Source organism: Streptomyces sp. NPDC050211, from assembly GCF_040656035.1.
In the GTDB taxonomy this organism is placed as follows: Bacteria; Actinomycetota; Actinomycetes; order Streptomycetales; family Streptomycetaceae; genus Streptomyces.
The window spans coordinates 1-16,398 of the sequence record NZ_JBFALC010000041.1 but is presented as its reverse complement, the minus strand read 5'-3'; the positions used below and the strand labels follow the sequence as shown (position 1 = coordinate 16,398).

The window sequence follows — 16,398 nt, the reverse complement described above, 5'->3', positions numbered from 1 at the left end:
GGCGCGTTCGGCTGCGCGCATCGCCCGGCCCTACCCGGACCGGAGACCTTCACCGGCACCGTGCTGCACGACGCCGACGCCGACTACGGCACGCCCGAGCCGTTCGCCGGACTGGGGCCCCGGCCGAAGGCTCGCGGATCGTCGTGGTCGTGGTCGTGGGCGCGGGCAACTCCGCGGTGCAGATCACCGCCAAGCTTGCCGAGCCGGCCCGGCTGACGTGGTGGTCTGGCACGCCCATCCGCAAGGTTGTCGTCCGGTGAGGATGGACAATGAGCGGCATGGCGATGGTGAAAGACATCGACGTCCGGGGCATGCAGCACTGCGAGACGACGGCGCTGGGCGTGCTGCTGCGGCATGAGGGGCTCGACTTGTCCGAGCCCATGCTGTTCGGTCTCGGCTCCGGGCTGGCCTTCATCTACTGGGACAGCAAAGCCATGGGCTTTCCCTTCCTGGGAGGTCGGGTCAAGCCGTTCGAGCTCACCAGGAACCTGGCTGTCACCCTCGGGCTTGATCTGCTGATCGAGGAGACCACCTCCCCGCGCAAGGCATGGCAGAACGTGGCGGCACCCATCGACGCCGGCCGGCCGGTCGGCCTGCAACTCGACAGCTACCACCTGGACTACTTCACCACCAAGGTGCACTTCGGTGGGCACATCGTGGCCATGTACGGCTACGACGAACAGGACGCCTACCTGGTGGACACCGACCCGCAGGGCGGAGCCGTCTCCACCAGCCGCGCCGGCCTGGCCAGAGCCAGGTCCGAGCGCGGCCCGATGACCGCCAAGCACCGCTCCTTCACCATCACAGCGCCCAGCAGCCCGACGCCACCGCAGGACCGGATCATCCCCGCGATCAAGACCTGCGCCGACGCCTTCCTGAACCCGCCCATCGCGAACCTGGGCCACCGGGGCATCGAGAAGACCGCCAAGCAACTGCCGAAGTGGCTGCAGCGCAGCGACAATCCGCGCGAAGACCTGCCTCGGACCGCCGTTCTCATGGAGAGGGCCGGCACCGGCGGCGCCCTGTTCCGCAATCTCTACCGGGACTTCCTCGCCGAGTGCGCCCAACTGATCGACAGCAGCCACCTGCGCACCGGCCACGCCCTCTATACCGAGGCCGCCACCCTCTGGACACAGGTGGCCGCACTCGTCGCGACAGCAGGCGAATCCGGCGACGCGAAGCACCTCGTGCAGGCCGGCTCCATCCTCCACGAGCTCTCGCGCATCGAGCGCGATGCGATGCGGGCACTCAGCCTGCTCTAGGTTTACCGCCATGCGCGACGACATGCCTGACGAAATGCGCCGTGTTCCCTTGAGCCGGACCTTCGATGAGGACGCGGAGCTGTACGACCGGGCCAGGCCCGGGTATCCACCAGAGTTGTTCGACGACCTCACCGAGGCGGCCGGCACCGGTCGCGGCTGTCGTGTCCTGGAGGTAGGAGCGGGCACCGGCAAGGCGACCTTGCCGCTCGCCAAGCTCGGTTGCCGGATCACCGCCGTCGAGCCGGGCGCGGATATGGCCGCCGTCGCCCGGCGCAACCTGGCCGGGTTCGAAACGGTGGAGATCGTGACCGCGGATTTCGAGACCTGGCCACTGCCGGAGGAGCCGTTCGACGCGGTCGTCTCGGCGACGGCGTTCCACTGGATCGATCCGGGGGTGCGGATGGCAAAGGCCGCCGACGCGCTGCGGCCCGGTGGCGCCCTCGCCGTGGTGGCCACACAGCATGTGGCGGGTGGCAGCGAGGAGTTCTTCGTCGAGGTCCAGGACTGCTACGAGCGTTTCGATCCGGCCACCCCTCCAGGGCTGCGGCTGCCTGCAGCACAGGACGTCGACACCTCGGCTCACGCGGACGAGGTCGCACGCACCGGCCGATTCGGCCCCGTCGTCTTCCGACGTTACGAGTGGGACCTGACGTACACCACGGCAAAGTACCTGGAGGTACTGCGGACCTACTCCGGCCACCGGGCCCTGCCGCCGGACGCCAGGGAGGGACTGCTGGACGGCATCGCCGGGCTGATCGACAGGCGCTACGGAGGCCGGATCACCAAGCGGTATCTGACGGAACTGCGGGTGTCACGAACGGCCACCGATCTTCGGTAGGCGCGGCTCTGGCCCCATCTGACAGTTCGCCCCGCGCCGGACACCCCATGGGTCAGCTGTCGGCCATCTGGCCGGCAACCCATCGGACAGACGGGACGCCGCGCGAGTGGCGGGCCTGGCGGCTTCGCACCCGGCCAAGGCGTGAGGTCCCGTTCCGCTGCCCCTCGCCACCGTAGTTCGACATGTGTCAACATAGATGCATGTCGAACACGAAGGTGCTGCCGTTGCTGGAGCCGGAGGCCCCAGAGGCCGTGGCACCGTGCTGCCCGCCGCTGACCGAGCGCCCCTTCACCGCCGAAGAGGCCGAGCGGACGGCGAGGATGTTCAAGGCGCTCGGCGATCCGGTGCGGCTGCGGCTGTTCTCGCTGGTCGCCTCACACGAGGGCGGCGAGGCGTGTGTGTGCGACATCTCCGACGTCGGCGTGTCCCAGCCGACCGTCTCCCACCACCTGAAAAAGCTCAAGGAGGCCGGGCTCCTGACCTCCGAGCGGCGCGGGACGTGGGTGTACTACCGGGTCGAGCCGAGCGTGGTGGCCGCGATGGGCAACATGCTCACCGCTCGTTAGACACCGTTCCTAATAACTGAGCGGGAGTGAGTCCTGTTGACAGGCCCCATGCTCAGCCGAACCCCCCGAACGGTGTTGGGCGTTCTGGTCCACCGAGGAGCTGATCGCGATGAGTGACGGCTACCGCGAGTCGTCAGAGGCGTGAGCTGGTCTGCTCCGCGACTGCGCCCGCCGCGGCATGCGCGCCCCGGTGCTGGCCGTCGGTGACGGTGCACTCGGCTTCTGGAACGCTTTGAGCGAGGTCTTCCCCATGACCCGCCACCAGCGGTGTTGGGTTCACAAAACCGCCAACTGTCTGGACGCGGTGCCGAAGTCCGCGCAGCCGACGGCCAAGGGCGCGATCCAGGAGATCTACAACGCCGAGGACAAGGAGCACGCGGCGCGGGCGGTGGCCGCCTTCGCCAAGCAGTACGGCGCGAAGTACCCCAAGGTCGTCAGGCGGATCACCGACGGCGAGGACGAGTTGCTGGCGTTCTTCGACTACCCGGCCGAGCATTGGATCCACCTACATACGACGAGTCCTGTCGAATCGACCTTCGCCACCGTGCGACTTCGAACGAGGGTCACCAAGGGTGCCGGGAGCCGGCCGCCGCCCTGACCATGGTCTTCAAGCTCATCGAGTCCGCCCAGGCCCGCTGGCGAGCCGTGAACGCACCCCACGTCGTCGCCCTCGTCCGTGCCGGCGCACGCTTCGAACGCGGCCAGCTGGTCGAACGGCCCGAAGGAAGGGCCGCATGACCGACCCCCAGCACGACCGTGAACCCGCCGAACACCAGCGTTACGCGCACTACCTGCAGGCCCTCGATGCCGTTTCGGAGGCGGAGGAGGCCGAACTGGTGGCCGCAGTGCTGCGCGATCAGGATGAGGCGATGGCGCAAGGCGCGGTGGTTCACCACCTGGACCGCCGGGCAGCCCAGCTGCTGACCGACGCCGAGTTCACCGTCTGGGCTCACATCATGGCCGCGGTCATCGGGGACCGGGACTACCTCGCCCGCCGTCTGCGCGAGTGGACCCTGCTGAGGACCATCGCCCTGGACGAGCCATGGGCCGCCGAGGCGCTTATCACCGCATCCGACTGGTTCCAACGCACAGCCGCGACCGCGCAGATCATTACCTCGTCCGACGCCGTCAGCCTGCTCGCCGAACAGGGACGAACCCGCCGCGTCCGCAACGCGGCAAGCCGACGGATGGTACAAGTGGATCAACCACCGAACTGACTGGTGCCGCGTCAGGCAACGTTTGCGACGTTCGTCGTTGCCCCTGAGCCGACGGTAGGTGACGCGACACCGCGCATCGAAGTCGAGCGTTATGGGCACCGTTAGCGTTCGCATCGCGACGGCGTCAAAGTAGGGGCGATCGGGGCGCCGATGAGAAATGGCGCCGGCAGTGGTCTGAGTACGGTCCGGTGAACGCGGGGCGCGCATCAAGGGAGAGCAACGAGATGAGAACGCTTCGATACTCGATCAACGTCACGCTCGACGGCTGCTGCCATCACGAGGCAGGGCTCCCCCCGGACGAGGAGTCGATGCGCTATTGGACCGCTGAGATGGAGCGAGCCGATGCCCTGCTATTCGGCCGGGTCACCTACGAGATGATGGAGTCGGCGTGGCGGAAGCCGGCCACGGGCACGTGGCCTGACTGGATGGATGAGTGGCAGATCCCGTTCGCCGAGACCATCGACCGGGCGAAGAAGTACGTCGTGTCGAGCACGCTGAGCGGGGTCGATTGGAATGCCGACCTGGTGCGAGGCGACGTGGGGCAAGCGGTTCAGCGGCTCAAGCAGGAGTCAGGCGAGGGCCTGTGGGTGGGTGGCGTGACGCTCCCCCTGGCGTTGGCAGATCTGGGACTGATCGACGAGTACGAGTTCCTTGTTCAGCCGGTCCTTGCCGGACACGGGCCGACATTGCTCGCCGGTCTGCGCGAGCGCATCCAGCTCGAGCTCGTGGACCGCCATGAGTTCCGGTCGGGGGCGGTAGCCCAGCGATACCGGCCCACGCGAGCTACGGCTTGACGTGATTTGTCCTGGCACGTTGGCCGCTCCCTCGCGACGGAACGACAGCTCGGGGTCGTGTTGCCCCGAGGTGCCGGTAGCGGACAGGGCAAACGTTGCCTGACGTGGCAATAAGTGCCGTCCCGCACTGCTGGGCGAGACCCCGCCATGTCGTTCGCTGACGCGCAGTCCGGCAGGTGGGTCTCTCGGGTCAGCTCGGGTGAGGGGCCCTCAGAAACAGGGATGTGGCTGCAGTGCTGGCTGTGCCAGGCTGGCGGATCGTCCTTAAACCAGTTCGATACAGGAGTGTCTGATGACGACACCGTCCCGCCTATCTCCACTGTTGGAGCAGTTCGACTTCACACGCGAACGCCTCGCCGACCGCATGACAGGGCCGGTCATGGACAGCGGCGATGGGGCGGATACCGAGGTTGGCCCGATGACCGACGAGGAATACCTCTGGGAACCGGTGCCTGCGCGACTCCGCCTCCTACCCGCATCCCTGGCCGCCGCCCTTCACCACCATCGCGTGGCGCCTGAGCCACCTCAGCGAAATGCTGGCACTACGCGCCGACCACACCGTCGGCGGACACGCGCTGACGCGGGACGACTACCCCGTCAGCGGGGACGCCGCAGGGGCGCTCGCGGCCTTCGACGCCGGTGCCGGGGCCTGGCGGAAGGCGCTGCTGAGTGTCGACGACGCCGCGCTCGACACCGTGGGGTATTGCACCTACCCGCATGGCAGCGACTCGGAGGAGCCGTTCATCGACATCGTGTGGTGGGTCAACCAGGAATTGCTGCACCACGGGGCCGAGATCGCCATGTTGCGTGACCTCTACCGCGCCCGACCGCGCTGACCCTCGTCACCAGGGCCTTACACGGCGCGGCAGCCAGGTCTCGTTTCAGGGAAAGAACCATGCGAAGCCAAGGTGTTCTGCCTCCCGGTCCAGGAAGTGACCTCGCGTTCGGAGCGGGCAGTGGAGCCGCTCACGCACATGCGACGATCTTGGCCGTGGCTGGTGTGATCACGACATGCGAGCCCTGCTTCCCACCTCCATGAGGTTTTGGCGAGGGAGGCCGTCGAGTTCTCCGCGGCCGGTGCACAAGTGGGGTACCTGGGTGGGGTCTCCGGGCGGGGCAGGGAGGGAAGAGCCGGTTGTCCCCCATACCGCCGAGGGATCTTGACCGCTCTCATCCAGTCGAGGCGTTTGCGGCAGTCCCGGGGTCCGGCACCGCCATGGCCCAGGTCCCCATGGCCTCCAGGACGTCGCGCAGCCCCTCGCCGAGAGGGGTCAGCGCGTACTCGACGCGCGGCGGGATCTCCGCGTAGGTAGTGCGGGTGACGATGCCGTGCCGATCGAACTGGCGCAGCCGGCTGGTCAAGGTGTGCGGGCTGATGCCGGGCAGGGCCTGGCGCAGCTCGGTGAAGCGGTGGGGGCCGTGCAGCAGTTCGCGCACGATCAGGGTGGCCCACGGGCCGTTGAGCAGCGTGAGGAAGCGGGCGACGCCGCACTCGGGGAGACAGGGATCGGTCACATTTTTGACCGTACCCCATTAGTGCAGTTGAAGTAACTGGTGCATCGCATGCACTAATGGCGCCATGACCTACGTGATTCATGGCGCCACCGGCGCCCAGGGTGCCCCCGTCGTCGCCGCTCTCACCGCCGCGGGCAAGTCCGTGACCGCTCTGACCCGAAACGCCGACGCGGTCGTGGACGGCGCACAGCGCGTCGTAGCCGCCGGCTACGGCTCCACCGCGGAACTGACCGAGGCATACCGCGGCGCCGACGGGGTGTTCGTCCACCTGCCGGTGGTCTCCGAAGAGGACCGCCAGAGCTACGCACACAACATCCTCGCCGCCGTCCGCGCGGCTCGTCCGGCCCGCGTGGTGTTCTCCACCAGCGGTGCCCCGATCGACCCCGAAAGCGGCGGCGCGGGCGCAGCACTGGCCGGCGGCCTGGCGGACACCGGGGTGTCCCACGCGGTGATCACGCCCACGTTCTACCTGGAGAACCTGCTCATGCCGTACGTCCTCGACGCGGTCCGCGAGCGAGGTGTGCTGCCCTACCCGATCCGCGCCGACTTCCCCGCCTCCTGGGCGTCGCACCTGGACATCGCCGACGCCGTCGTCGCTCTCTTCGATCGCCCGGACATCACCGGCGTGGTCTCCGTCGGCCAGTACCCGGCTGTCACCGGACCGGACCTGGCCGAGGCGTTCGGCGCCCACTTCGGCAAGAACGTGGTCTTCGAGCAGATCACCCCCGAGCAGTTCCGTACCTCCGTCGCACCCCTGATCGGCGAGGGCCCCGCCGCCGACGTCGCCGGAGCCTACGCGGTCATGAGCACGCTTGCAGACCGCTCGATCGCACCGGAGAACTCCGCCCAGAAGCTGCTGGACATCACCCCGCGCACCACGGGCCAGTGGCTGGCCGACATCGGCATCTGACCGCAACCACTGCCGGCTTCGGCCGAGTTCGGCAGGCAGCACCTGGCAGACCGTCGTACTCCGTGGGCGGCCTGCCAGGTCCTCGGACCATGGCGAGCAGGTCGTTGGAGAAGTGGGTGGAGGGCAACGTCACGCTCCTGTCCGGAAGCCTGCGCAGGAGTCTGAGCAGGGAGTTCGCACTCGTCGGGATGGACAGGCGCGCGGCCAGCCGGGCGCCCGCCCGGCCTGCGAGAGCCAGCGCGGTCTTCTCCAGGGAGCGGCGCAGGAGCGGTGTGCGCCGCACGAATCGCTCGGTCAGTCCGTCCACTTGCTCGACAAACGTGCGGCGACCGCACTCCGGTGCTGGGCAGAGGAACCGTCGTACCAGCAGATCGATCACGACCTGCTTCCCGGCCGCGGCGAGGTCGGCAAGGCGTCGCCGTAACCGCCATGGACACGACCGGACACGGCGCCACAGTCGGGACAAGCCGCCTCCCGCGTCACCGTTCGCGCCGTGAGGGCTATCCCGCCGCCGTCCGTCTTGACCTCGTCCATGACCACGCAGGACAGATGGGAGAACGCCGTCGAGACGGTCGAGAACACGCTGCAGTCACACGAATGGCCATCCTTCCAGCCAGTTGTGACGCCCTGTCACCACCCAATACGAAGTGGATCAGAACCAATCCAACTGGCCGCTGACACTCCAGCCGCGACAACTGCCGCTCGGCATCCAGCTGTTGACCGTGAAGCTCGGGTACACCCCACTCACTCAGACCTGCTGAACGGAGAATGGATGATGCGCTCGGCCTCGGCTGTGGTCGCGGTCGTCACGGGTTCGACCACCAGGTGAGGGGCAGCCGGGGGCGGCGGCGTGGCCGTCGTGCGGGTCGCGCGCATCAGTGCGAGCGCGGTCAGCGGTACGAGGGTTAGCGCGGCAGCCACCGTGCCGATCAGCGGTGGCCCGGCCTGCTGCAGTGATGAGGAGAGGGCGATGCCTGCCACGGCCGAGCCGATGGCGATCCCCACGTTGGACGCCGAACTGCTCAGCGCGGAGGCCAGCGTGGGCGCGGAACCGGCGAAGCGCATGACCAGCGCGCCGAGCACAGGGGTCGCGGCGAAACCGGTCACCCCCATGACCGTGACCAGCACAACGGTCGCCACCGGGCTGGTGGAGAGAAACACCAGCAGGAGCAGGACCAGCGTGGTCGCGGCAGCGGCCGTGATGAGCGTGGCGAGTGGCCGATGGTCCCCCATGCGCCCGCCGACGGTGGTTCCCAGCAGGGCGCCCAGACCGTAGCCGGTCAGGACCAGGGGCACCGCCCACGTGGGGATCCCGGCGCGCTCGGTGAGCAGCGGCGAGATGTAGGTGTAGGTCGCCAGGACACCTCCCAGGAGCAGGACGATGGCGCTCAACACCAGCCAGACCCGGCCCTGGCGAAGCGCGGTGAACTCGGCCCGGACAGAGCGCGTTTCGCGCCGCTCCTCGTCAGGGATGAACCGGCCGATGACCGCTGCCGCGCCGGCTGACAGGGCGGCCAGCACCCAGAACGGCCCTCGCCAGTCCGACACCTGGCCCAGCCACGAGCCCAGCGGTACGCCGGCGACACTGGCCAAGGTCATTCCGCCGAGCAGCATGCCCAGGGCCCGTGAAGTCGCCGCTGGTCCCGCCGCGGTCGTCGCCACCACCGCCCCGATGCACCAGAAGGCACCTGTGGCCAGCGCGGTCACCACGCGGGCCGCGAGCACGACCGCGAAGGACGAACTGAGCGCGGCGACCGTATGGCCGAGGGCGAAGACGACGAGCGCGAGAATCAGGGTGGACCGCCGCGGCAGGCGCAGCGTCGCGATCGCCATCAACGGTGCCCCGACGATCATGCCCGCCGCGAACGCCGTGATCAGCAGGCCCGCCTGGGAGACGCTGACGTCCAGATCGTCCGCGATCTCGGGCAGCAGCCCCGCGATGACGAATTCGGTGGTGCCCATCAGAAAAGTCCCGGCGGCGAGCACCAGGACGACAAAAGGAAGCTTGCTGGACCGGTCACGGGTCAGGGGCGGCATGTGGTGGGGTTCTCTTTCAGAGCGGAGTGCGATGACCCGCGAGCGGTACGGAATACCGCACAGCCTCGCACCGGATTTCCGTTCTGTGAGGGGGTGAAATTTCTCCCTTGCCGAATGACCAGCATCTGCACTCAGCATGTGTGCAAGCAATCGCTAAAGGCTGTCCCGCAATTGATCTCTGGCTCGGCGACGGGCAGGTTTCGGCCGGAGGCGGTCGAGTGCACCTATCCGGCGAAGATGTGCTCGATGCGGGCGCGAACCTGTGGGACCGGTTGTGTTCCTCTTTCCAGGCCGGAAGTTCGGCTTGCCCGGCCGCTCGCCGGTGCGGTATCACCAGTCCGGTGCCCTGGTGGCCGCCATCGGCGATCGTCGTGGTGTGCCCACGGCGGCCTTGGCGCCGGATTCCTCCCAGCCGCGGGAGTCATGGCGATTGCCGGGCAGCGGTCGGCCGACCACGACGACCAAGCGGGTGACGGCGTCGATCACGACCTGATGGGCAGTCGAGTAGCGGTAGTTTTTGGACTGTTCGGCGATCGAATGGTTCGCGAGTGGGCACCAGGGTGCCGTCCACGATGAGCACGGTGTCCTTGCGGAACCGCCGACGAGGCTGGAGCACGCGGTCTTCCAGCGGCAGACTCCTCGGACGGCCCCGCCGCACCGCATCCGCGCCCTCCCGTCGCAACGCGGCCACCGACCTGCCGAAGCAGCGCGGGCTCAGCCCAGTGAATGGAGTTATCCAGGACGGCTCGGACGCCGTGATCACAACTGCCACAGCCCGTCATCATCGCAGGGCAAGATCGCTTCGCCTTGAACAAGACAAGATGGCGCCCGCGACTGCACGCTCCGTACCGCAATGCCGGCTCAAGCTGCGATGTCGGCTTCGGGTTGCAGTGCAGGGCCGAGCAGCAGGCCCCCGTCCAGGACGAATTCCGAGCCCGTAGCGAAAGATGCGTCCTGGGAGGTGATGAAGAGCAACAGGCGGGTGATGTCAGAGGGTTCGGCGAGCCGGGGGATGGCGAAGGGGTCGGGCGAGTAGAAGTCGGCGATGGCCGGCTGACCTGCGACGGCGGGTTCGTTGATCAGCGGGGTGGAGACGACGCCGGGGTGGATGGAGTTGACGCGGATGTTGTCCCGCCCCAGCTCCAGCGCGGCCGTCTTGGTCAGCCCTCGCACGGCCCACTTGCTGGCGGTGTAGGGGGCGTAGAAGGCCGTGCCGACGTGGGCCATGGTCGAAGCGATGTTGACGATGGTTCCGCCACCGCCCCTGCGCATCGACGGAGCCACGGCCCTGATGCCGAGGAACTGGCCGGTGACGTTGACGCTGAAGGTGTGCTCCCAGGTGCGGAGTTCGGTGTGTTCGATAGGGGCCGCCGGGTTCTGGACTCCCGCGTTGTTCACCAGGATGCTGATCGGCCCGAAGTGGCCTTCGACTTCTCGCACCACCGCCGCCCAGTCGTCCTCGCTGGCGACGTCCAGATGAACGGACAGAGCCCGATGACCGAGCTGAGCAGCGAGATCGCGGCCGGCGGCGTCGCGGCCGGCAATGACGACGTTCGCCCCCTCGGCGTGGTAGCCCTGCACATGACTGCTACCCATGCCCCCGCTGCCGCCCGTGACGATGACGGTCTGGCCCTCAAAGCGTCCCATGATGCATCCTTCCGGGCTCACATTTGTGGTGAGTCGAGTGACTCACCTTCTCTCAAGGTAAGAGCAAGGCTAGAGGTGAGTCAAGTGACTCACCTCGCGGCGAGAGGCATACTGGAGGGCATGACGGCACAGCCTTCGGAATACCACCGGCGCGTGGCAGCGCAGAAGCGGACGTCCATCATCGAGGCAGCGACGAAGCTGTTCCTCGACTCCGGCTACGACGGCACCTCGCTGGCCCGCATCGCCGAGGCGGCCGGAGTGTCGAGGGCGACTCTGTTCAAGCAGTTCACCACCAAGGCGGCCCTGTTCGAGGCGATCGTCACCGAATACTGGAAGGTCGACGACGAGGAGGCGCCCCTCCCCGAGCCAGGGAACCTCCGCGCAGGGCTTGAGACCATCGGACGCCGATACGTGGACCTTCTCACCCAGCCCGGCATGGCCGCCCTCTTCCGCATCGTCATCGCCGAGGTACCGCGCTTCCCCGAGCTCGGCGAGACGCAGTTCAAGCTCGGCAAGATGCCCTACTTCGAATCGGTCCGTCGCTACCTCGAAGCGGAAAACGCCGCTGGTGCGGCACGGCTTGACGATGCGGAGGTGGCGGCGACCCAGTTCCTCGGAATGATCTCCAACTTCGTGTTCTGGCCGCGGATGCTGCTCGCACGCTGGGAGCCCGACGACTCGTCCATTACCAACGCGGTCGACCAAGCGGTGCTGACCATGCTCGCCCGATACGGCGCGCCGGGGACCCCCGGTGCCTGAGACACCATGCGCCCCACCCAGGGCCGATGCGTTCTCAGGAAGTGGTCTTGAGGAGTGTGATGGCGTGCTCGGGGCGTGACCGGTAGTGATCGGTCCGGCGGCGATGTTGTGCCGGCCTGCCTGACGCTTCAGGCCGATGGCGAGGTTGCGAAGGGTGGCCATGAGGCGGAGTGCGGTACCGGCGCGGATCCGGGAGGCGTCTTCGCCGTAGGTGACGTCTCGCACGTGATGCAGGGCTTCCACCGACCAGTGGTCCTGGACGAGTTCGGCCAGGCGGGCGGGGTCTGCTTGCTCGGGGGTGAGGCTCCTTGAGCTGACGGATCTCGCGCCGTGCATGGCCGGTTGTGGTGGTGCGGCCCGCAAACGGGATCTCGCTCCAGGGCAGGCGTTTGATCTGTTTGCAGAGCTTTTTCTGGTTATCCTTGACGACCAGCAGATTGTGGCCGCCGACCGCCACAATATGGTGGGCGTGCTCGCGCTGGGCGATGACGGTCTGGCTGTCGTGGAGGGCCGCGGCCAGCAGGTGGACGGCGTGGCCGTCGGTGCGCGATCCGCGGGCTGTCTTGCCGTCGACAGCCAGCCCGGTGGTCGGGTCGCGTCCCGCGCGCTCCATCATCCGGATCAGGGCCGCGCCGAGCATTCCGTACAGGGTGCCGATCTCCAGGATCTCGTCGTTCGGCGGGTCGAGCAGCGGTACGGCGGAGAGCTTGCCGCAGATGTTCATGGTGCCGCCCGCGATCCGGCCGACTCGACGTACTGGTCAGCAACGCCGGAGTCGGCAGCGGGCCCGAGCGGCTCCACCGCCTACAGGCCGCAGCGGACGCCGCGCTCTGCACCGGCCGGAACACGCCACTGCAGCGAATCGCCCCTTGGCATGCACACATGCAGATCAAGGGGCGAGTTCGGCACGAGCCGGCCGGGTATCAGTCACGAGCCGAAGGGACCGTGAACGACGGGGGCTGCGTCGCCAACTTCTTTTTCGTGTACGCCTTCACGTAGGTGTCGAGGTACGGCGAGCGCTTGCCTTCGGTGGCCCGGTCGTCGGAGGGGTCGTCGACGGAGAGGCCGAGGCGCGCGTCCGTCACCTTGATGCGGTCGCCGGTCGGGGTGTCGATCCACGCGCCGTCCTGGACGGTGCCGATCTCGACGGCCAGGGAGTGGCCGGCCTTCAGACGCCAGTCGGTCGACTTGAGGTCCATGGCCACGTGGCCGGAGGCATCCACGATCGCCACCTGCTCGTCGAACATGACGGCGGAGCCGTCCGGTGCGACGTCGTACAGCTTGACCATGACGTTGCCACTGCCCTCGGTGTCCATCTCGATCCTGGGCGTCCTGGTGATGCGGATGTCGCGCTCGACCGGTTCGGACCACGTGAGGAAGCTCGCCGAGTCGCCGGGCTCGCCCTGGTCCACGTAGGACCCGTCGCGCAGCACCACGTCGGCGGACCGGTCCGAGACGGGCCAGGTGTCCTGGGAACGCCAGGCTCCGGTGCTGTCCTGGACGGCGAAGGCCGGGTAGTCGGTCGTGGGAGCGATCCCCTTGAGGTGCTGGTCGTAGAAGGACATCACCTCCTTGAACCAGCCCGCCCGCCCCATCTGCAGACGCCCGTCCTCGGTGCGGTCGTTGCCTCGTACGTGGTCCCACTGGCCGAGCCAACCGCGCTCGGTGCCCTGGTGGCCCGCGAGGTACTCCTGCATCGCCTCTGGCTTGGTGTTCGACTCGATGAAGCCCTGGGTGAAGAACAGCGGGGTGTCGCTGCCCTTGGCCTGCTTCGCCAGATCGCGCTGTTGCCAGTACGGATCCTCGGAGTCGGCCTTGAGGTTGTTGTCCGTGTTGTACGCGGTGCACTCGGGGTGCTTCAGCTCGTACTGGTTGTTCCTCTTGTAGCGCTCCTGGTCGTCGGGCAGCGGCGGCAACTGCGCTATCTGGTTGTAGGTGTTGGGGGCGAGGACCCCGCCCAGTTTCGGCACCCTGTTGGAGCGGGTCAGGCGGTACATGTCCCAGACGGGTTCCTGGGCGACGACGGCCTTGAGCGCGTCCTGGTCCAGGTTGTTGCCGACCAGGGCGGTCGTCGCGTCGTACGACTTGCCGTACATGCCGACCTTGCCGGTGGACCACGGCTGTTTCGCCGCCCAGTCGATCGCCGCCTTGACGTCGGCCTGTTCACCCTTGCCCATGAAGTCGAGGCAGCCGCTGGACCCGCCGAAGCCGCGCAGGTCCACCTGCACCAGGGCGTAGCCCCGCTCGAACAGGTCGCCGCCCTCGGCGAGGTCCTTGAAGCGTGCGGACGGGCCGGTCTTCTTCCACTTCTCGTCCGTGAGCTCTCCGGAGTGCCCGAAGTAGGCGCCGACGGAGAGGATGACCGGCACTTTCTCGCCCTGGGGCAGCTCTTCCGGCAACAGGACGTCGGCGTGCAGCTCGGTGCCGGAGCCGTCCGAGGACGGGAAGTAGTGCTGTGTCCACGCCGCGCCCTTGGGGACACGGTCGTTGTCCCTGTGTGTCACGGGGTCCTCGGCGGTGGCCACCGTGGGGGCAGCGGACTGCGCCGCGCCGGCAGCGCCGACGGACCCACCGGCCAACGCCAGCGCGGCGACTGCCGCAGTGGCCGCGGCGGGCACGGGAATCTTCTTCATGGTCTCCTCCGGAAACGACGTGTGGCCGACCTTGAGTTCGGCGGGAACGAGAGGTTCTGCTGGTGCGGGCTCTGCTGGTGCGAGGTGGCACCGTGCCGTCGCGGCACGGTCATGCCGGGCCGTCGCCCGGCCCACCGACTCGCCGGCTCACTGGGTCGCCGGCTCTACGAGCCGCTTGGTCGTCCGGCGGAACGCCCAGAAGACGACCAGCAGAGCCAGTGCGAGCAGGGGCATGCCCATACCGACCTTGGCGAGAGCCAGCCAGCCCGTGGCATCGCTTTCGTAGAGCCACTGCTGCACGCCGAACCGTGCTGCGAACAGGACGGTCAGGGTGGCGGTGGCAACGTCGTGCGCCAGCAGGCTGGGGCGGTCGCCCCGCCACGCGTGCCTGTTGCCGTGCAGCGCGTTCCACAGCAGGCCGGTCACCGGCCTGCGGGCCAGCAACGTGACGAGCAGGAGCACCGCGCCCGCGCAGCTCGCCCAGATGCCGATCAGGAAGAAGCCACCCGCCGAGCCGGTCCACGCCGCGACGCCGCCGGCGGTCGCGACTCCGAAGACACCGCCGGCCGCCGCGGTGAACGGCTCCCCCTGCGCCATCCGCCACACGGTGATCAGCAGGGCCACCGCGAGTGCGCTGCCGATCGCGAGCGACAGCCCGAGAGCGGCATTCGCCCCGACGAACGCCGCGATCGGGATCGCCGAGTACACCATCCCCTTCGTACCGCCGAGTTGGTCGAGCAGCTTCTGATGCGCTGCACTCTGCGCGGCAGGCTCGGCCGGTGTCCTGTCGGCGGGGTGGTGCCCGGCCGTGTCGGTGCGGTGGTGCTCGGTCATGGCGTCTCCTCGGTCTTCGCGAACCCGTGCCGTCGATGCGATGGGAACCACGAAAAACCGTGCCGTCACGGCACAGTCAAGCCCTTCCGGAGGGGTGGGGTGGCGCTTGACCGTGCCGCGACGGCATGGTTTCGAATGGAGTGAGTCGAGGCCGCGCGCTGACGCGCGAGGAGCCGAACGGAGTGCGAAGCCATGGCATGGAGCACGCGTGAGATCGCCGAGCTCGCGGGCACCAGCCTGCGGGCGGTACGGCACTACCACGAGATCGGTCTGCTCGACGAGCCGGAACGCCGGGCCAATGGCTACAAGCAGTACGGCGTGGCCCACCTCGTGCGGCTGCTGCGCATCAAGCGCCTTGTCGACCTGGGGTTCCCCCTGTCCCAGATCGCCGAGATGGGTGAGTCCGATGATCATCCGGAAGAGGCGTTGCGCACGCTCGACGCCGAACTGGCGGCCACCATCGAACGGTTGCAGCGGGCCAGGATGGAACTCGGGTTCATCCTGAAGAAGTCGGTTCCGACCGACCTGCCTCCGGAGTTCGCCGCGGCCGCGGTCGACACCCCGATGTCCGACGCGGATCGCTCGTTCGTCACCGTGATGAGCAGGGTGCTCGGCCCGAAGGGCACGGCGGCCTATGCGGACCTGATGAGGAACCCCGTAATGGATGCCGCCGGTGAGAGGTTCGAGCGGCTGCCCGCCGACGCCGACGAGCAGACCCGCGCCGACGTCGCCGAAGGGCTGGTCGCCTTCGTGCACTCGCTGTACCGGCAGCACCCGGGTCTGAGCACCCTGTCCGCCGACGCCCCGCGCGGCGAGAAGTTCGCGAAGAAGACCGTCGGCCAGGCCGTCCAGGACATCTACAACGACGCCCAGGTGGACGTCCTGCGCCGGTTGGGCGTTCTGCTCGCCGAAGCGCGGCGGGGCACCGAACAGCCTGGCAGCACCGGGATCTGAGCGTACTTACGTCGGCGGCTGCCGACTGTGACGCAGCGACCGGGCGAGAGTTTCAGCGACATCAGCGCGACTGCGCGACTGCGCGACCGTGAAACTCGGCCAGCCCGAGTGAAATGGGACCGATTCCGGGATCGTCACAAGCAAAGACGGGCGAAGAATCAGCCAATCCAGATCGCTACGGCCTCCCCGCACAGGCAGGCCCTCGACCCCGTCGGATACACAGTCGCCCACACAGTGCCGGAGCTCCTTGGAACTGCCGCCCTCGCGATGGAGGCGCGCCCGATAGCCCGCGGCCCTGCAGTCGATCTAAGCCGAAGGCCGATTGCGGGACAGCCCTTAAAGGGTGTTGCACAAGGCTCTGAGCTGGGCATCTCTTCTGTATGGCCGGGGTCTTACGCGCTGAGCGGGTGTGGGTGGAGACGTTCACGGGGC

General features: G+C 68.0%; 13 protein-coding genes and 4 pseudogenes. 10 read left to right on the top strand and 7 right to left on the bottom strand.

Annotation, left to right across the window (positions count from 1 at the left end; translation table 11 throughout):
• Positions 1–278 precede the first annotated feature (278 nt).
• The 7 genes and pseudogenes from AB0I98_RS32180 (at position 279) to AB0I98_RS32150 (ending at position 5,513) form a co-directional block, all read left to right on the top strand.
• Positions 279–1,262 (top strand): BtrH N-terminal domain-containing protein, encoded by a 984-nt coding sequence (locus AB0I98_RS32180; RefSeq protein WP_362948123.1) that lies wholly within the window; start codon positions 279–281, stop codon positions 1,260–1,262.
• Positions 1,263–1,272: 10 nt separating this feature from the next.
• Positions 1,273–2,100 carry a class I SAM-dependent methyltransferase gene (locus AB0I98_RS32175; protein WP_362948121.1) on the top strand — a complete coding sequence of 276 codons (828 nt, stop codon included), beginning with the start codon at positions 1,273–1,275 and terminating at the stop codon, positions 2,098–2,100.
• A 200-nt stretch (positions 2,101–2,300) separates the two neighbouring features.
• Positions 2,301–2,666 carry a metalloregulator ArsR/SmtB family transcription factor gene (locus tag AB0I98_RS32170; protein ID WP_362948120.1) on the top strand — a complete coding sequence of 122 codons (366 nt, stop codon included), beginning with the start codon at positions 2,301–2,303 and terminating at the stop codon, positions 2,664–2,666.
• A gap of 94 nt (positions 2,667–2,760) precedes the next feature.
• Positions 2,761–3,404 (top strand): annotated as a pseudogene (locus tag AB0I98_RS32165) (IS256 family transposase); the annotation flags it as partial.
• On the top strand, positions 3,401–3,883 hold the full coding sequence (locus AB0I98_RS32160) for a hypothetical protein (RefSeq protein ID WP_362948119.1): 483 nt from the start codon (positions 3,401–3,403) through the stop codon (positions 3,881–3,883). The pseudogene AB0I98_RS32165 and the gene AB0I98_RS32160, both read left to right, overlap by 4 nt.
• A gap of 224 nt (positions 3,884–4,107) precedes the next feature.
• A complete protein-coding gene (locus AB0I98_RS32155) occupies positions 4,108–4,677 on the top strand; it encodes a dihydrofolate reductase family protein (protein ID WP_362948117.1) in 570 nt (189 codons plus the stop codon).
• 292 nt (positions 4,678–4,969) lie between these two features.
• Positions 4,970–5,513 (top strand): annotated as a pseudogene (locus tag AB0I98_RS32150) (DinB family protein).
• Positions 5,514–5,847: 334 nt separating this feature from the next.
• On the opposite strand, the gene AB0I98_RS32145 reads toward AB0I98_RS32150, so the two are convergent.
• Positions 5,848–6,192 (bottom strand): helix-turn-helix domain-containing protein, encoded by a 345-nt coding sequence (locus AB0I98_RS32145; RefSeq protein ID WP_362948116.1) that lies wholly within the window; start codon positions 6,190–6,192, stop codon positions 5,848–5,850.
• 64 nt (positions 6,193–6,256) lie between these two features.
• On the opposite strand from AB0I98_RS32145, the gene AB0I98_RS32140 reads away from it, so the two are divergent.
• Positions 6,257–7,102 carry an NmrA family NAD(P)-binding protein gene (locus tag AB0I98_RS32140; protein WP_362948114.1) on the top strand — a complete coding sequence of 282 codons (846 nt, stop codon included), beginning with the start codon at positions 6,257–6,259 and terminating at the stop codon, positions 7,100–7,102.
• Between the two features lie 744 nt (positions 7,103–7,846).
• Here the strand turns inward: AB0I98_RS32140 and AB0I98_RS32135 are convergent.
• The 3 genes and pseudogenes from AB0I98_RS32135 to AB0I98_RS32125 all read right to left on the bottom strand — a co-directional run bounded on the left by AB0I98_RS32135 (position 7,847) and on the right by AB0I98_RS32125 (position 10,786).
• Positions 7,847–9,139, bottom strand: coding sequence for an MFS transporter (locus AB0I98_RS32135; RefSeq protein WP_362948112.1), 1,293 nt, complete (start codon positions 9,137–9,139; stop codon positions 7,847–7,849).
• A gap of 230 nt (positions 9,140–9,369) precedes the next feature.
• A pseudogene (locus AB0I98_RS32130) lies at positions 9,370–9,911 on the bottom strand (transposase); the annotation flags it as partial.
• An 89-nt stretch (positions 9,912–10,000) separates the two neighbouring features.
• The gene (locus tag AB0I98_RS32125; RefSeq protein WP_362948110.1) at positions 10,001–10,786 is read right to left on the bottom strand and encodes an SDR family oxidoreductase; all 786 of its coding nucleotides are present in this window, start codon (positions 10,784–10,786) and stop codon (positions 10,001–10,003) included.
• Between the two features lie 120 nt (positions 10,787–10,906).
• Here AB0I98_RS32125 and AB0I98_RS32120 point away from each other — a divergent pair, with 120 nt between their 5' ends.
• A complete protein-coding gene (locus tag AB0I98_RS32120) occupies positions 10,907–11,545 on the top strand; it encodes a TetR/AcrR family transcriptional regulator (protein WP_362948108.1) in 639 nt (212 codons plus the stop codon).
• A gap of 595 nt (positions 11,546–12,140) precedes the next feature.
• Here the strand turns inward: AB0I98_RS32120 and AB0I98_RS32115 are convergent.
• The 3 genes and pseudogenes from AB0I98_RS32115 to AB0I98_RS32105 all read right to left on the bottom strand — a co-directional run.
• Positions 12,141–12,293, bottom strand: a pseudogene (locus AB0I98_RS32115) (class I SAM-dependent methyltransferase); the annotation flags it as partial.
• A 175-nt stretch (positions 12,294–12,468) separates the two neighbouring features.
• Complete coding sequence (locus AB0I98_RS32110; protein WP_362948106.1) at positions 12,469–14,178, bottom strand: CocE/NonD family hydrolase; 1,710 nt, start codon at positions 14,176–14,178, stop codon at positions 12,469–12,471.
• A 147-nt stretch (positions 14,179–14,325) separates the two neighbouring features.
• Positions 14,326–15,012 carry a DUF3159 domain-containing protein gene (locus tag AB0I98_RS32105; RefSeq protein WP_362948104.1) on the bottom strand — a complete coding sequence of 229 codons (687 nt, stop codon included), beginning with the start codon at positions 15,010–15,012 and terminating at the stop codon, positions 14,326–14,328.
• Between the two features lie 192 nt (positions 15,013–15,204).
• On the opposite strand from AB0I98_RS32105, the gene AB0I98_RS32100 reads away from it, so the two are divergent.
• Complete coding sequence (locus AB0I98_RS32100; protein ID WP_362948102.1) at positions 15,205–15,966, top strand: MerR family transcriptional regulator; 762 nt, start codon at positions 15,205–15,207, stop codon at positions 15,964–15,966.
• Positions 15,967–16,398 lie beyond the last annotated feature (432 nt).

Bases quoted from the DNA above. Each gene is read 5' to 3' on its own strand.
- AB0I98_RS32170 (WP_362948120.1), top strand. From the start codon at position 2,301: ATGTCGAACACGAAGGTGCTGCCGTTGCTGGAGCCGGAGGCCCCAGAG.
- AB0I98_RS32110 (WP_362948106.1), bottom strand. From the start codon at position 14,178: ATGAAGAAGATTCCCGTGCCCGCCGCGGCCACTGCGGCAGTCGCCGCG.
- AB0I98_RS32180 (WP_362948123.1), top strand. From the start codon at position 279: ATGGCGATGGTGAAAGACATCGACGTCCGGGGCATGCAGCACTGCGAG.
- AB0I98_RS32105 (WP_362948104.1), bottom strand. From the start codon at position 15,012: ATGACCGAGCACCACCGCACCGACACGGCCGGGCACCACCCCGCCGAC.
- AB0I98_RS32175 (WP_362948121.1), top strand. From the start codon at position 1,273: ATGCGCGACGACATGCCTGACGAAATGCGCCGTGTTCCCTTGAGCCGG.
- AB0I98_RS32155 (WP_362948117.1), top strand. From the start codon at position 4,108: ATGAGAACGCTTCGATACTCGATCAACGTCACGCTCGACGGCTGCTGC.
- AB0I98_RS32125 (WP_362948110.1), bottom strand. From the start codon at position 10,786: ATGGGACGCTTTGAGGGCCAGACCGTCATCGTCACGGGCGGCAGCGGG.
- AB0I98_RS32140 (WP_362948114.1), top strand. From the start codon at position 6,257: ATGACCTACGTGATTCATGGCGCCACCGGCGCCCAGGGTGCCCCCGTC.
- AB0I98_RS32135 (WP_362948112.1), bottom strand. From the start codon at position 9,139: ATGCCGCCCCTGACCCGTGACCGGTCCAGCAAGCTTCCTTTTGTCGTC.
- AB0I98_RS32160 (WP_362948119.1), top strand. From the start codon at position 3,401: ATGACCGACCCCCAGCACGACCGTGAACCCGCCGAACACCAGCGTTAC.
- AB0I98_RS32100 (WP_362948102.1), top strand. From the start codon at position 15,205: ATGGCATGGAGCACGCGTGAGATCGCCGAGCTCGCGGGCACCAGCCTG.
- AB0I98_RS32120 (WP_362948108.1), top strand. From the start codon at position 10,907: ATGACGGCACAGCCTTCGGAATACCACCGGCGCGTGGCAGCGCAGAAG.